The 15717-nt window shown below is 33.4% G+C and carries 15 protein-coding genes, 1 rRNA gene and 2 pseudogenes; 10 read left to right on the forward strand and 8 right to left on the reverse strand.

All coding sequences use genetic code 11. The annotated features are described in order from the left end of the window. Positions 1–109: ribosomal RNA gene (locus tag A9G48_RS06270) — 16S ribosomal RNA — on the reverse strand; the annotation flags it as partial. Positions 110–635: 526 nt separating this feature from the next. Here A9G48_RS06270 and A9G48_RS12180 point away from each other — a divergent pair. Next, positions 636–806, forward strand: a complete 171-nt coding sequence (locus tag A9G48_RS12180; protein ID WP_081295319.1) for a DUF4184 family protein — start codon at positions 636–638, stop codon at positions 804–806. A gap of 130 nt (positions 807–936) precedes the next feature. Then, positions 937–1155, forward strand: a pseudogene (locus A9G48_RS12185) (DUF4184 family protein); the annotation flags it as partial. 216 nt (positions 1156–1371) lie between these two features. Here the strand turns inward: A9G48_RS12185 and gmhB are convergent. After that, positions 1372–1908 (reverse strand): D-glycero-beta-D-manno-heptose 1,7-bisphosphate 7-phosphatase, encoded by a 537-nt coding sequence (gene gmhB, locus A9G48_RS06275; RefSeq protein ID WP_034947112.1) that lies wholly within the window; start codon positions 1906–1908, stop codon positions 1372–1374. 117 nt (positions 1909–2025) lie between these two features. On the opposite strand from gmhB, the gene metN reads away from it, so the two are divergent. The 4 genes from metN (at position 2026) to tsaA (ending at position 5560) form a co-directional block, all read left to right on the forward strand. Next, the gene (metN, locus tag A9G48_RS06280) at positions 2026–3057 is read left to right on the forward strand and encodes a methionine ABC transporter ATP-binding protein MetN (RefSeq protein WP_034947115.1); all 1032 of its coding nucleotides are present in this window, start codon (positions 2026–2028) and stop codon (positions 3055–3057) included. A 112-nt stretch (positions 3058–3169) separates the two neighbouring features. After that, complete coding sequence (locus A9G48_RS06285; RefSeq protein ID WP_034947597.1) at positions 3170–3811, forward strand: methionine ABC transporter permease; 642 nt, start codon at positions 3170–3172, stop codon at positions 3809–3811. A gap of 14 nt (positions 3812–3825) precedes the next feature. Next, positions 3826–4728 carry a methionine ABC transporter substrate-binding lipoprotein MetQ gene (gene metQ / locus A9G48_RS06290; protein ID WP_034947119.1) on the forward strand — a complete coding sequence of 301 codons (903 nt, stop codon included), beginning with the start codon at positions 3826–3828 and terminating at the stop codon, positions 4726–4728. Between the two features lie 118 nt (positions 4729–4846). After that, a complete protein-coding gene (gene tsaA, locus A9G48_RS06295; protein ID WP_162174528.1) occupies positions 4847–5560 on the forward strand; it encodes a tRNA (N6-threonylcarbamoyladenosine(37)-N6)-methyltransferase TrmO in 714 nt (237 codons plus the stop codon). Between the two features lie 170 nt (positions 5561–5730). Here tsaA and hslO read toward each other — a convergent pair whose 3' ends face one another. Together hslO and hslR are read right to left on the reverse strand one after the other, a co-directional pair. Then, on the reverse strand, positions 5731–6603 hold the full coding sequence (gene hslO, locus A9G48_RS06300; RefSeq protein ID WP_034947600.1) for an Hsp33 family molecular chaperone HslO: 873 nt from the start codon (positions 6601–6603) through the stop codon (positions 5731–5733). Beyond that, positions 6596–6990, reverse strand: a pseudogene (gene hslR, locus A9G48_RS12190) (ribosome-associated heat shock protein Hsp15). The gene hslO and the pseudogene hslR overlap by 8 nt, the downstream one beginning before the upstream one ends. 1372 nt (positions 6991–8362) lie before the next feature. On the opposite strand from hslR, the gene greA reads away from it, so the two are divergent. Beyond that, positions 8363–8839, forward strand: a complete 477-nt coding sequence (greA, locus tag A9G48_RS06310) for a transcription elongation factor GreA (protein ID WP_034947126.1) — start codon at positions 8363–8365, stop codon at positions 8837–8839. Positions 8840–8890: 51 nt separating this feature from the next. On the opposite strand, the gene yhbY is transcribed toward greA, so the two are convergent. Continuing rightward, positions 8891–9184 carry a ribosome assembly RNA-binding protein YhbY gene (yhbY, locus tag A9G48_RS06315; protein ID WP_034947129.1) on the reverse strand — a complete coding sequence of 98 codons (294 nt, stop codon included), beginning with the start codon at positions 9182–9184 and terminating at the stop codon, positions 8891–8893. Between the two features lie 97 nt (positions 9185–9281). On the opposite strand from yhbY, the gene rlmE reads away from it, so the two are divergent. The 3 genes from rlmE to folP all read left to right on the forward strand — a co-directional run bounded on the left by rlmE (position 9282) and on the right by folP (position 12874). Then, a complete protein-coding gene (gene rlmE / locus A9G48_RS06320) occupies positions 9282–9908 on the forward strand; it encodes a 23S rRNA (uridine(2552)-2'-O)-methyltransferase RlmE (protein ID WP_034947133.1) in 627 nt (208 codons plus the stop codon). A 76-nt stretch (positions 9909–9984) separates the two neighbouring features. Beyond that, positions 9985–11856: an ATP-dependent zinc metalloprotease FtsH gene (ftsH, locus tag A9G48_RS06325; protein WP_080715913.1), complete on the forward strand. Its 1872-nt coding sequence runs from the start codon at positions 9985–9987 to the stop codon at positions 11854–11856. Between the two features lie 181 nt (positions 11857–12037). Further along, complete coding sequence (gene folP / locus A9G48_RS06330) at positions 12038–12874, forward strand: dihydropteroate synthase (RefSeq protein ID WP_034947136.1); 837 nt, start codon at positions 12038–12040, stop codon at positions 12872–12874. 420 nt (positions 12875–13294) lie between these two features. Here the strand turns inward: folP and ubiA are convergent, their stop codons facing one another. From ubiA to A9G48_RS06345, 3 genes are all read right to left on the reverse strand, one after another. Next, positions 13295–14122 carry a 4-hydroxybenzoate octaprenyltransferase gene (gene ubiA / locus A9G48_RS06335; protein ID WP_034947139.1) on the reverse strand — a complete coding sequence of 276 codons (828 nt, stop codon included), beginning with the start codon at positions 14120–14122 and terminating at the stop codon, positions 13295–13297. Between the two features lie 120 nt (positions 14123–14242). Then, positions 14243–14800 carry a TorD/DmsD family molecular chaperone gene (locus tag A9G48_RS06340; protein WP_065575960.1) on the reverse strand — a complete coding sequence of 186 codons (558 nt, stop codon included), beginning with the start codon at positions 14798–14800 and terminating at the stop codon, positions 14243–14245. A 79-nt stretch (positions 14801–14879) separates the two neighbouring features. Further along, positions 14880–15716 carry a dimethyl sulfoxide reductase anchor subunit family protein gene (locus tag A9G48_RS06345; protein ID WP_034947143.1) on the reverse strand — a complete coding sequence of 279 codons (837 nt, stop codon included), beginning with the start codon at positions 15714–15716 and terminating at the stop codon, positions 14880–14882. Position 15717 lies beyond the last annotated feature (1 nt).

Genomic DNA, 15717 nt, shown 5'->3' on the forward strand with positions numbered 1-15717 from the left:
CCCGTCCGCCACTCGTCATCAAGTGCAAGCACTCATGTTACCGTTCGACTTGCATGTGTTAAGCCTGCCGCCAGCGTTCAATCTGAGCCATGATCAAACTCTTCAATTTAAAGTTTGATGCTCAATAACTGTCTCTGACATATTCAAATGAATCTTCAGTGTCACTTATCAAGACTTCTTAATCTTTTTAGTCCGTAGACTTTTAATCTTTCGTCTCGCAAGTGCCCACACAGATTGTCTGTTTCTTCTTTTTAAAGAGCTAACAGCTTCCAATTCTCAATCAACTTTTTGTTAATCATCTTTGCTGTCTCAAGGGCTGCGTATGTTACGCTACACCTTTTTATTCGTCAAGATCTTTTTTCAAAATTTTTGACCTTGTTCACCAACTCTATTCCCGTCCAATTTCGATGACGTCGTGTCAGTGGGTGCGCATTATAGGGACTTTAAAAAATCATGCAAGAGGTTATTGTGTAATTTATTCTTGATTGCATTTTTTTTACTCAAAACGTACTAAATAAAAAATCATATTGACTCGCTATGCATCAGAATTCTAATATTCTATATCTTTTGCTCGTTGGTTATATAACTTATAACAATTAAAATATTTTGTGTATTTTTTTAGATAGAGCTTTAAAATGCCTTTTACATTCGCTCATTCGGCTATAGTGTTATCTTTATATAAGAAATTTCATTTATTTCCTATGAAAATTCTAATTATTTGTAGTATGTCACCAGATTTTAAATACTTCTTAAGAATGGAAGTAAAAAGTACTTCAAATGATAGTATAACAGGTATTTTCATTTGATTTACCGATGGTATTAGTTATATTTTCATTTTATCGTTCCAAATACTTTAATTAAAAATTTACCTAATTTTTTTATCAACGATTTACTAATTATTTAACTTTCAACTGAAATAAATATTGCTGTCAGCATTGGTTAAGTGTTTTAACATCGGCAATTATTGGCATAATTTCTCATATTGGGTGGAACTCTTTTGCTCATCCGTCAGGTTGTTTTATTCAACCTTTTAGTTTATTACAACATACTGTTAATATAGAAAAAATGAAAATTCCAATTTATAAATTATTACAACATGGTAGTTCATTAATTGGTATGAGTTTTGTAAGACTATTTATTATTTATCGATTGTAACATCTAAACAGAATAAAATTGGTTTTCCATACCTGAGCTTAGTAACATTTATTACTTTACTTATTTTTATATTTGGCAACTATAAATCAGCTAGGTATAACTATTGTTACTTTTATTAGTGCCTGTTTTATTGGATTAACCATTACTCCACTGATACTTAAAAGTATAACTTTAATACAGCGTTTAATATAAACACTGTATTAGTTAAAACAACAATCAAAATTGGTTTTTTATTTTTTTTGGTAGATCAGCCAAACTATCAATAACCCAATCAGCTTGTTCTAATGCTTCTTCAGTTATGGTATCGCCCGTTTTTACTAGCACAGTTTTTTTAACGCCAGCTTTTTTACCCGACAATAAGTCAGACACTCTATCTCCAACCATATAAGAATTAGCAATATCAATTTTTAGTTCTTTAGCTGCTGTTTGAATCATCCCTGGATTTGGCTTACGACATTCACAAGCATCCACTAACGGGTCGTGAGGGCAATAATAGACACCATCTAAATCAACACCACGATCTTGTAAAGACCAATCCATCCATTCAGTCAATGTATGAAATTGTTTTTCAGTAAATATATTTCTGGCTATCCCCGATTGATTGGTTGTAATGACTAATAAAAAACCCATTTTCTTGAGCTCTTGCATCGCCTCAATAACACCATCAATAAAGCGGAATTTATCAATTGTATGTACATAATTATAATCTATATTAATAGTACCATCTCGATCTAAAAAAATAGCTGGCTTCATATTTACTTTTTTCCTTTTGATTTTAGATATTACTCTAATCCATATAGCATATTATTGATTGACTTAGATGTCTAGACGTCTTAATATTCATTTATTCACCTTTTGCCTTTATATATTATGATAAAATTACAACATATTTCGAAAATATTTGAACATAATAAAACCTCTATTCATGCATTGAAAGACATCACTATACATGTTCCGCAAGGAAAGATTTATGGTGTTATTGGTAAATCAGGGGCAGGAAAGAGTACCCTTATCCGTTGTGTTAACTTACTTGAAAAACCTACTAGTGGTAAAATATTTTTTGACAATCAAGAAATCACTCACCTATCAAACAGAAAGCTAATTGAAGTACGTCGAAAGATTAGTATGATTTTTCAACATTTTAATCTACTTTCCTCTCGCACTGTTTTTGATAATATCGCTTTTCCATTAGAGCTCAATAAAACGCCTAAAGTAAAAATTAATCAAAAGGTCAACGAGCTTATTGAATTAGTTGGATTAACTGAAAAAGCAAATGTTTATCCTGCTAATTTATCAGGAGGACAAAAACAGCGTGTTGCTATTGCAAGAGCTTTAGCTAGTGATCCTAAGGTGCTCTTATGCGATGAAGCAACCAGCGCACTCGATCCTGAAACAACCCGATCTATTTTGAAATTATTGAAAGATATTAATCAAAAATTAGGACTTACTATTTTATTAATCACTCACGAAATGGATGTAGTAAAACAGATTTGTGATCAAGTCGCGGTTATCAGTAATGGCGAATTAGTCGAACAATCATCAGTCGGCGAAATGTTTTCCCATGCTAAAACCGATATTGCAAGACAGTTTATACAGTCAACTTTACATCTAAATATCCCTGACGATTATTTAGTAAGGTTATCGAAAGAACCTAAAGAAGGTCTTAATCCTTTAGTTCGCTTAGAATTTACGGGAGTCTCAGTTGATTTACCTTTGTTATCACAAATTGCTAAAGAATTTAGTATCGAAAGTAACATCATTAGCGCGCAAATGGATTATGCTGGTGGTGTTAAATTTGGTTTAATGCTAGCCCAAATGGGTGGTAATCCCAGAAGGATTTCATCAGCAATTCAATTCTTAGAAAAAAATAATACTAAAGTAGAGGTGCTCGGCTATGTTTGATTTTATTCCTTCATTTAAACCTTTTGAATCATTATTTCGATACTTAACTCAATATAATTTTTGGGCTGACTTTGTTACTTTTTGTTCATCATTTAATGGCTTTAATGAAGCAATGCTGTTCAAAATGGCACAAGCAACAGATGAAACTCTATTTATGGTCATCTTATCAGGTTTTTGGGGAACGATAATTGGATTACCCATTGGCATATTACTTTATACAACTCGTAAAGGACAAATATTGGATTGTTATGCCGCTAATAGTATTATTTCATTTATTACAAATGTATTTCGTTCAATTCCTTTTATCATATTAATTGTATGGATTATTCCTTTTACCACAATTTTAATGGGTACATTTATAGGCAAACAAGCAGCAGTTGTACCTTTAAGTATTGGCGTGGCGCCATTAATTGCACGCATGATTGAAAATGCATTACTCGATGTCCCGAAAGGATTAATTGAAGCGGCGCGCTCAATGGGTGCTACTCCACTACAAATAATCTATAAAGTTCTGTTACCAGAATCATTGCCTGTAATTATCAACAGCATGACAATCACACTTATAACTCTAACAGGATATATTGCTATGGCTGGCGCTGTTGGTGCTGGTGGGCTTGGTCAATTAGCTATTCAATATGGTTACAACGGCTACAAGCCTGCTATAATGAATACTGTTTTAGTTATATTAATTATTATTGTCTTTATTATTCAGTTTATTGGCAATAGGATTGTTAAACGTGTCACACATCATTAAATTTGGAGAAATATATGTCTATTAAAAAGCTAGTGCTTATTACCACATTGGCTAGTGCATTTTTTTTAACTGGCTGTGATAATAATAAACAAATAGCTGCAACAGATGATAAACTAGCAGAACCAACTAAAGTAAACACTCTTAAAGTCGGGGTGATTTCTGGCCCAGAAGAAGAAATTGCTGAAGTAGTTAAACAACAAGCAAAAGATCTTTATAATCTAGATGTTGAACTAGTTGTTTTTAACGATTACGTAACCCCAAATCAAGCATTAAACGATGGCTTAATTGAGATAAATGCTTTCCAACATAAACCTTATTTAGATGAACAAATGAAAGAACGTGGCTATAAATTAGCTGTAGTAGGTAATTCATTTGTTTATCCTATTGCAAGCTATTCTCATAAACTAAAACCAATTGATGAATCAATAGAAACAGGCGAAGGTGTAAAAGTCACTTCACCACGCGGTGAAACATTTTTCATTCCAGCTAACTCAACCATTGCCATTCCTAATGATCCAACCAACTTAGGTCGAGCATTACTACTATTACAACATGAAGGAATGATTACGGTTGATAAATCAAAAGGTTTATTACCAACAGTTGTTGATATAACAAATAATCCTTACAACTATAAAATCGTTGAACTTGAAGCTCCAATGTTACCTCGTTCATTGGATGATGCACAAGTTGATCTTGCTATCATCAATAACGCATTTGCAGGGCAAGCTAACTTAACACCAAGTAAAGATGGAATTTTTGTTGAGGATAAAGAATCACCATATGTTAACATTATTGTGTCACGTGAAACGGATAAACATAATGAAAACGTGAAAAATTTTGTTAAAGCATACCAAACCGAAACTGTTGCACAAAAAGCTAACCAAATTTTTAATGGTGGAGCTATTCGCGGTTGGTAATAATTTGTAATAAATAGACATTGATCAATATAAACTCCGCCGATCTTCGTATCGGCGGAAAAAGAGATAATAATTAAGTCACTTAAAAATTGACGGCTCATCAATAAATTATCAACGAATAATGATGTATCAAATTAAACCAATAGGTATTATCCGCTCACCTTATAGTGAAAAATTTGCTGTACCAAGGCAACCTAATCTAGTTAGAGCAGGACAAGGGGAACTTTATTTATTAGCACCTTATAATGACCCAATCAGTGTAAAAGGGTTAGAACAGTTTTCACATTTATGGCTATTATTCCTATTTCACCATGTTGCTCCTGAAAAATGGAAATTAGCCGTTCGTCCACCTCGTTTAGGTGGTAATAAAACAATGGGGGTGTTTGCTACGCGATCGCCATTTAGACCTAATCATATTGGGCTTTCAGCAGTAGAGTTAAAAGATATTATCATAGAAAATAAGCAAGTAGTCTTAAAATTAGGAAGTCTCGACTTAGTCGATGGCACACCAATTGTTGATATCAAGCCTTATATCCCTTATTCCGATAGCCATTCAGAAGCACTTGCAGGATACGCACAACCTACTCCTGAAAAAAAAATAACAGTAGAGTTTTCACAAAAAGCAAGATTAACTTTAGATTTACAAAAACAAAGTTATCCTCAGATCGCTGAATTAATTACACAAGTAATATCTCAAGATCCAAGACCTGCCTATAAACAAAAAAACGTTAAGGAACAAACATATGGACTTACACTTTACCATTTTAATATTAAATGGAGAATCATAAATCAGCACGCCATTGTTGATGATATTTACGTAGGAAGTAAATAAAAATAATCTTTATAAATTTCAAAATTTTTAGGCTAACAAATTTTTATATAAAAACGATAAAATAGATCGGTATTTTTTTCTATTCTTTTAAATTGAATACAGGTTTAATTCCCTATATTTCACTCTACCACTAAGGTGGTAATAACCTTAGTGGTATTTTTCTATTAAGATCAATGATAATGTAGGTTACTTGTACTTCTAATTTCCGCAATATCAATTGAATCAAACAAATAATGCTTTCCACAATAATCACAATGAATATCAATCCTACCTTCATTTTCCTTTAGGATTTCATCAATTTCATTAGCTGGTAAAGTCATTAAGCTATCTTCACAACGTTGACGTGAACATCTACACTTAAAAGTAATATCATGCGTTTCAAAAAGACGCACTTCTTCTTGATTATATAAGCGATATAAAATCTCATCAGTGGAAAGTTGAAATAGCTCATCACTAGTGATTGTCTCAGTTAAAGCGCTAAGATGTTCAAATGACTCAACTGTATTTTCATTAGCAGGTAAAACTTGCAATAAAATACCTGCTGCTATTGGTTTATTATCATGTACACCAATTTTCACAAATAGACGTGTAGGTAGTTGTTCTGATTGTATAAAGTAATTTTCGATACAGCCAATAAGTGTATCTTTTTCCAGTCCAACTATACCTTGATAACGCTCACCGTTTTTAGGGGTAATAGTAATAACGACATAGCCATTACCCACCATCTCTTTAAGTGTTGCATTATCAGCAATTTCACCATTAACCCGAGCAACACCACGTAGCTGCTGTTGATCATTACCATTAACAACCGCTAAAGATAACGCTCCATCACCTTGTAACTGAACAGCAATATCGCCTTCAAATTTTAGTGTTGCCGTTAATAAACTAGTTACAACCAATAATTCACCAAGTAATTTTTGTACTGCAATTGGATATTTATGATTATCTAAAATCTCTTGATATGTCTGTTCCAGACGGGTAATTTCACCACGAATAGAGTGATTATCAAATAAAAAACGGTTTAAAGTATCCATATTAATCATTGCCATCTTGTTGCCTATCATATTTAAATTTAATCAAATTACGCCGTTCCTTTTTATCAGGCCGTCTATCTGGATGCGGCATTGTCAACACATTAAGTTTACGAGCATGTGCTATTTTTTCTCGTTTTGCAATACTGTCCGGAGTTTCTTGATAAAGTTGTTGGGCTTCAATGGCCGTTCTTCGTTGTGCACTAATAGCTAAAATTTGAATTGTTTTTCATCCGAACCTTGACGAAGCGTTACAATTGCATTAACTTCAACAATTTTACTTGGTTTAGTACGTTGACCATTATAATGGACTTTACCACCGTCAACCATTTCTCGTGCTAACGATCGAGACTTATAAAACCTTGCCGCCCAAAGCCATTTATCTAATCTTACAAGCACTACTACTTCCTCATATTACTTATTGTTGTGCTTTTTAAGCGCAAATAGAAATAATAACTTAAACTCTTAACGATGTTATATAAGGATGTTTTTGTAAAAATCAATGTTTAATGTTGATAATATAATCATCCCCATCTTATGAAAATTTACTTAAAAAAATTAAATGGTTGTAATTTGCCATGTAAATTAACTGAATAACTCATAGCTTCTGGCAGTTGTTTTATCAATTTCCAGTTTTTTAGCAACGAACGTGTTACACCGTAAGCATCAAACTGCAAAAATAATGGTTCATTTTCCAATAAATTAACATTTGCTTTTGATTCAATTATTCTACATCTAATTAAAGAGCTAAAATTTTATGAAGCATGATTGTTAAGATCAAATTTGAGAACCAGAGCTAGGTAAAGAACATCAATTTGATTAACAGAAGCTTTTTCTTATTTAAATAAGATACTCCCTGAAAATATTAAGTAATACCGATAAATTTAGCTTTTTAGGAACCTAATAATTAATGTCAACTAATGTTAATCACTCTAGATGTAGAGCATTTTGTTTCCGCCTAGCAGAAAAATTTATACTACCTTTCTATATTTAAAGTGTTATCAGTACATATTTTTAATTTACTAATAAAAACCTTCATTAATGTTTTTCACCTAAACTAGTAATCGCTGTAATACTATCTCTATGAAATCTCTCAATCACCAAGTGTTTTATTGAGATTTAATTTATTAAAACTTCTTGAGATGTAAAATCAAATTGATATTTATTATCCTATAATTAAGCAAAAACTTGAATACCACCATTAACTCAGGTAAATAGAAGTTTATCTCGTCCATTATTGATCAGAATACAAACAATTAAATTAATAAATTTTAGCGTTTTTGTTGAAAAAGTATAATGATCAAATTGTGCATCATTACTAGTACCATTAATAACAGCAATATAATTAAAATGAGTGGTGAATATGACCAATTGAGACCTTATAAAAACTTGATTTAGATGTTAACTGCTCATTATTTTAGCACCAAAAGGAGCCTGCACGACAGCATAAGCAAACAATACTAAAAACTAGAAAATTGATAAAAGAATAGTTATATAAAATCGTAATAGTCGCATAAAATAAATAAGTTAACTTATTATAATCAGCCGTTGATAATTGTATTATCATAACCGATTTTAATCAAAATGGCATCTAATTTAATAATATAAGCATAAATGATTTGTTGTTAGGTTAATTTTACAGTTAATATATGATTATTCGCCATTGCGTTTTTTAGATAAAAAACTAAACCAATTTACTTTCCCTTTCTTTTTATTAAATTAAGGGTAGTTATTTTTTTATTTATTATTAGTAAAAACGGGAGAAACTTAGATGAAACAAATCCCAATGACAGTAAAGGGAGCAGAATTATTACGTGCAGAGCTTGAAGAGCTAAAAAACGTTAAAAGACCACAAATCACAGCTGCGATAGCCGAAGCAAGAGCACATGGAGATTTAAAAGAAAATGCTGAATACCACGCGGCAAGAGAGCAACAAGGTTTTTGTGAAGGACGGATTCAAGAAATTGAAGGTAAGTTATCACAAGCACAAATTATTGATATTACTAAAGTAAAAAATACTGGACGTATTATTTTTGGTACAACAGTAACAGTTATTAATATTGATACAGATGAAGAAACCACCTATCGAATTGTTGGCGACGATGAAGCAGATTACAGAAAAAATCTTATTTCGGTCAATTCACCTATTGCTAGAGGCCTAATAGGTAAAGAAGATGGTGACACAGTACAAATTAAAACGCCAGGTGGTGATGTAGAGTTTGATATTATTAAAGTTGAATACATTTAAACTTAAATACAATTTGCAAAAATAAATAAACAGGGCTATAGCCCTGTTTATTTATTTAGGTAAGGAGATTTTCTTATCTTCACTAGGTCTAAAAATAGTGAAAATAGATCCAACCTGTTGCACGGGCAAAGCTTTTGTCTCACGAATAATTGCATCGCAAATTAATTTCTTCGTTTCACGATCTTCGCAAGACACTTTGATCTTGATTAACTCATGAAAATTTAAGGCATTTTCTATTTCAGCAAGTACGCCTTCAGTAAATCCATTAGCTCCAATCATCACAATAGGTTTTAAGTGATGAGCTTCACTTTTTAAAAAGTGCTTTTGTTTGTTCGATAAATTCATTAAATTTTTATCACATCTAGTTGTAATTTTGTTATTCTACCCTTATATATACTTGTAATCAATGAAGTAACCTCTTTACATTAAGGATTTATTCGCGGTGAGTAATAAAAAACGCTCAGCAAGTTCTACACGTTGGCTAAATGAACATTTTAACGACCGTTTTGTGCAACAAGCCCAAAAAAAAGGTTTACGTTCTAGAGCATGGTTTAAATTAGAAGAAATTCAAAAAAATGATAAATTATTTAAACCAGGGATTACAGTTGTTGATCTAGGAGCTTCCCCTGGTGGTTGGTCACAATATGTTGCTTCATTAATTGGAAACAGAGGTCGCATTATTGCTTGCGATCTATTGCCGATGGATTCCATTGTTGGCGTTGACTTCCTTCAAGGCGATTTTCGCGATGAAGCTGTTTTAAAGGCTTTACTTGAAAGAGTTGGTGAAGAAAAAGTCCAAGTTGTCATGTCAGATATGGCGCCAAATATGAGTGGACAACCTGCAGTAGATATTCCTCGAGCAATGTATTTAGTTGAACTAGCGTTAGATATGTGTAGAGACGTGCTTGCACCTAATGGCAATTTTATTGTTAAAGTGTTTCAAGGCGAAGGATTTGAAGAATATCTAAAACAGGTAAGAACGATGTTTAAAACAGTCAAAATCCGCAAGCCAGAAGCCTCACGATCAAGGTCTCGAGAAGTTTATATTGTTGCAATGGGTATGAAGTAGCCAGTTGTATAATTTTGTAGTACCATACTTCGTTAATTTTAGTCGTAACTGTTAATTTTTATGAGAGGTTTTTCTTTTGAACGACATGGTAAAGAATTTACTGATCTGGGGCGTTATCGCAGTGGTATTAATAGCTGTTTTTAACCAATTCAGCTCGATATCTAATAGTGGCCCCCAAGTCAATTATACCCAATTTAATTCCGATATCACCAGTGGCAAACTCCAAGAAGTGCATATTAACGGACGCGAAATTATTGCCACAACCAAAAATAATGGTAATTATGTTACCTATATCCCTTATTTTGATGAAAAATTAATGGATGATTTAGTACTAAATAAAGTTGCTGTCTACGGTAGCCCTGATGAAAAACCGAGCTTATTGACAAGCATTTTAATTTCTTGGTTTCCGATTATTTTATTAATCGGCTTCTGGATATTTGTCATGCGCCAAATGCAAGGTGGTGGTAAAGGCGGACCAATGTCAGTTGGCAAAAGCAAAGCTCGCATGTTAGCTCCTGATCAAGTCAAAACAAAATTTACCGATGTTGCGGGCAGCGAAGAAGCTAAACAAGAAGTTACCGAAGTTGTAGATTTTTTAAGAGATCCAGGGAAATATCAAAAATTAGGTGGTCGTATTCCAAAAGGAATTTTAATGGTTGGACCACCAGGAACAGGTAAAACCTTACTAGCAAGAGCTATTGCTGGTGAAGCTAATGTACCGTTCTTTAGTATTTCAGGCTCCGACTTTGTTGAAATGTTTGTTGGTGTAGGGGCATCGCGTGTACGTGATCTCTTTGAACAAGCTCGCAAACACGCCCCTTGTATTATTTTCATCGATGAAATTGATGCTGTAGGTCGTAAGCGTGGTGCGGGTTCAATGGGGGGTCATGATGAACGCGAACAAACTTTAAACCAAATGTTAGTTGAAATGGATGGATTTGAAGCAAATAGCGGTATTATCATGATCGCTGCGACTAACCGTGTAGATATTTTAGACCCTGCATTACTTCGCCCAGGTCGTTTTGACCGTCAAGTACAGATTGGCTTACCTGACATGAAAGGTCGAGAACAAATTTTAGCGGTTCATGTACGTAAGGTTCCGTTGGGCTCTGATGTAAATCTATCTGTATTAGCGCGTGGTACACCGAATTATTCTGGTGCTGAACTTGCTAATTTAGTCAACGAAGCAGCGCTATTTGCTGCACGCCGTAATAAAAGAGTGGTTACCATGGAGGAATTTGAAGAAGCCAAAGATAAAATTAATATGGGGACTCAGCGCCGCTCATTATCCATGACCAAAGAACAATTAACTAATACAGCTTATCATGAAGCTGGACATGCTATTGTTGGTTATCTTGTGCCAGAACACGATCCTCTTCATAAAGTCACTATCGTTCCACGCGGTGGCGCATTAGGTGTAGCGTTCTTTTTACCTGAGGGAGACCAAATTAGCCAAAGCCGAACTCAATTAGAGTCTAAAATATCTACAGCTTATGCTGGTAGAATTGCTGAAGGGTTAATCTTTGGTGAAGATAAAATTACGTCTGGTGCATCAAGTGATATTCAATATGCATCTAATGTTGCTAGAGCAATGGTAACACAATGGGGATTCTCAGAACGTTTGCCCCCAGTGTTATTTGAGTATGAAGAATCATCTTATGGACAGTTGAAAAAAATATCAGATAGTACCGCTCAAATTATTGATGAAGAAGTTGATGCTATTATTCAACGTAACTATCAACGTGCAAAAACTATCTTAACTGAAAATATCGATATTCTTCATGCCATGAAAGATGCGTTGTTAAAATATGAAACAATCAATAAACAACAAATCGATCAACTTATGAATCGTCAACCTGTGACACCTCCAGATGGTTGGACAGAAAACGATGAAAAAGCAGCAAACGAAATTTCGAATAAAGGTAACGATATATCACCTCAATCATAAAGTTAATTTGCTAAAAACATATAAATATAACGCGCTACGGCGCGTTTTTTATCACTGAAAATTTAAAAATTAAATAATATTATAAGGTTATATAGTTAATTAACGTACTTCAATTAAATTACTGGCATTTAATTTAAAATACACCAAATTAACATCATGATTAATTAAATAAGGTACAATTATGGAAATTCATTTTCAAAATCAGATAATAGATCTTTCTTTTCCACAAATAATGGGCATTGTTAACATGACGCCTGATTCGTTTTCTGACGGTGGAAATTATAACAACCTTGATGACGCTATGCGTCGTGTTGATAGCATGATTCAAGCTGGTGCAACATTTATTGATGTTGGCGGAGAATCAACACGCCCAGGTGCAACCGAAGTATCTGTCGACGAGGAGCTTAGCCGTGTTGTTCCATTAGTTGAAAAAATTGCCCATTATTTTGATGTTTGGATTTCGGTTGATACTTCAAAACCACAAGTGATGACCGAATCGGCCAAAGCAGGAGCCCATCTAATTAATGATATTAGAGCCTTAACAGAACCAGGTGCGCTTGAAGCGGTCGCACAAATAGGGTTACCTGTTTGCATTATGCATATGCATGGCAACCCTAAAACCATGCAAAATGCACCATACTATGAGCAAGATATCTACCAAGAAGTCGATGGTTTTTTTGTAAAACAGATCGAACGCTGTATAAGTGCAGGCATTGACCAGAAAAAAATCATACTCGACCCCGGTTTTGGATTTGGTAAAACATTAGCGCACAATTACCAACTATTAGCAACACTTGAACGATTTCACCATTTCAACCTGCCTTTATTGGTGGGCATGTCCCGCAAATCTATGATTGGGCAAGTATTGAATGTGCCACCGCAAGAACGCACGCTCGGCAGCATTACGTGTGCTGTAATTGCAGCAATGAAAGGTGCGCACATTATTCGCGTACATGATGTCAAAGAAACGTTTGATGCGCTAAGAATTGTACAAGCAACCCTTGCGGAACAAGTCTAATTATTTAAAAAAATTTTTAGTTAAATAGTTGACACATTCTAATGTTCAATTAATAGCAATATTGATCTTTTGTGATTGTAAAAATTATTATGTTTTCCTATATAAACCAATTCAGTAACTAAAATGATTTTATTAAAGTTTTTATTATAAAGAAGAGGGAAGGTATGATTTTATAGCTTCCACTCAAAGTTTAGCTTGGTTTCTCTTTCGTGTAGAAATTTTTCTGGAAAATATTTGAACCTATGAGCATACAAAACATAGACTGAAAGCAGCGAATATCACCTATGATAGGAATAATTTTAGAGGGTTATGTATAAAAACCTCTAAATCGGACATTATTGCTATTGCTAGTTATTACATCAAAAAATAAAACATCCAAACCTCTACCATTCAAAATGTCTTTAGGAAAGACCCTAATTTTTAAACAAAAAGTAGACCTAAAAAAATAATAAAACCAACATAATTATTATTCATAAATGCGCTAAAGCATTTGTTTCTTTCTCGGTTTTTTATCAGCCATTGTTGATAAATAAATAATATTGAAGCAAATAATAAACTCCAATAATAAATAAATGATAGTTGACTGAGTAAACCAATAACTATTAGGCTAATTATAGTGATGATTTGCAATAAGCCAATTATGAGCTTGTCATAACGTCCAAATAAGATGGCTGTGGATTTTATACCAATTTTTATATCATCATTGCGATCAACCATTGCATACTCAGTATCATAAGCAATCGTCCAACAAATATTAGTAAAGAAAAGCAACCAACAGATGAACGGGAACTGTTCAGTAGTTGCTGCATACACCATCGGAATGCCCCAACTAAATGCGATACCTAACGTGAGCTGAGGTAGATGGGTATAACGCTTCATAAACGGATAAATCAACGCAGTTAATAACGCAAAACAGCCTATCAACCATGACAGTTTATTTAAAGTTAACAGTAAGCAAAACGCAATAAGTAATAATACAAATAACGTCCATAATGCGTTTTTTTCGGCCAATGCACCGCGAGCCAGTGGGCGATTTTTAGTCCGCTCAACGTATGCATCAAAATGACGATCAGCATAATCGTTCACCACACAACCTGCCGAGCGCATTACAAATACGCCAAATATAAAAACAACAGTTATGTCAATAGAAGAATGGCCCGCAAGATTAATAGCCCAAAGTGTAGGCCAAAGTAAAAGCAATGTACCAATAGGTCTATCTAATCGCATTAATTGTAAATAAGCTAACATCGATATTATTTACCTTGAAATAAGCATAGCGTGGATTATACCGATTACGATAAAAGCTGCAATGTTATGATACAGCAAGTTTTAATCTACCACTAAGCAAAAATAATTGAAAAATCCAAATTAAAGCATCTGTAAATATTGTTCAGCAATTACAGCTAAGGCTCGATAAAATGGACTTACCTCATTTTGCTTTAGATTCTTTAAATAAGCTGAAGACCAAATCAACAAGTGTTCATCGATTAACTGTTTTGCTGCTGTATAGTTATTATTTTCAATCAACATGGCATATGCCATTAGCATTAATCCAAACTGATCTTCGGGTTCATTCATTCCTGTATTAAGTGTCAAACCATGCTGTTGCAAAAATTGGCGATAACGTTCATGTGATTCACCAAGTAATAAATGTTCTTTATCAAGGTAAAATGAGCCCCATGGCGGTACTGGCATTATTCCTTGCCCTTCAAATAGTAATGAAAATTGATAATTAAGCTCTGAGTCATGGATGTGATTTGTTAATATATTGCACTGTTCACAAATAAGAAAAAGATTGGGCCATTTGACTAACTGATTAATATGCAATAATGGCTGCATTAATGGTGCAGTAACTTTATTATTTGGTGGATAATAAAAAAAAGTACCTAGTAGTTTTGCTAATGCGATAGCAGTTATGTTATCCAAATAAATACCCTTGAAAATTCGATGTTAGCGCTAAAAAAACAATAAATAAACTATTTTATAGGATGTTTTATTATTAATTTTACATTTGAATAGTCCATAAATTATAAAATGCAACTCGCCCACATAACTCGGCAATCAAAACAATAATAAAAACGATGGCGTAAATTATTATTGATTGCTTAGATCGGTAAATATTTACAATAACCAAAGCAAGTGCGAGTACTAATAATAAGCATTGAATTAACATCCAAATATATTGTTTGGAGGTAAGTTCAGGCGATACCGAGGCCATTAAATTAATATAAGGAATCTTTAATAACAGAATCAATATTACACCAATAAAGAAAAAAATTATGCCAATTCGATATAGCCCAAAAATTGTTGCTGCAATTCCTCCTAATACTAACATAGAGGTATACATCTGAATAGCAGTGTAATAGGTATTCCAAGTTTTAACTGTTGGTAGCATATAAGTAAGAACAATCATCCAAACAAAAATTAAACTAAAAAAGACCAACAATAAAGATAATATTTTAGATAAATTGGGGATTTGATATATACGTTGACAAAGTGAGCTGACCAGTAACCATTTTTTACCATCATCATGATAAGAAAAATAAGTTAGTAATACACATACTAATGTTATTCCAAACAAGATACCAAAGGAAAAAATCTCATTGCTCATCGGCGAACGACCAATACCCCAAATAACATTAAAAGCCCGAAAAGGATGACCTAAATGTAACGAAGCAATAAGCATCGCAGCAGCCATTATAATCAGAGATGCCATATTCATTCTATTTATCTTAATTAAGCTGTATGAATAATGGCTTAAAGATGATATACCACCAATCAACACCATTCCTGCTGCTAATTGACCGAATACCGTAAAAAATACCAATGGTAATTCATGCATA

Origin of the sequence: Gilliamella sp. wkB18, assembly GCF_001690875.1 — a bacterium.
Classification (GTDB): domain Bacteria; phylum Pseudomonadota; class Gammaproteobacteria; order Enterobacterales; family Orbaceae; genus Gilliamella; species Gilliamella apicola_A.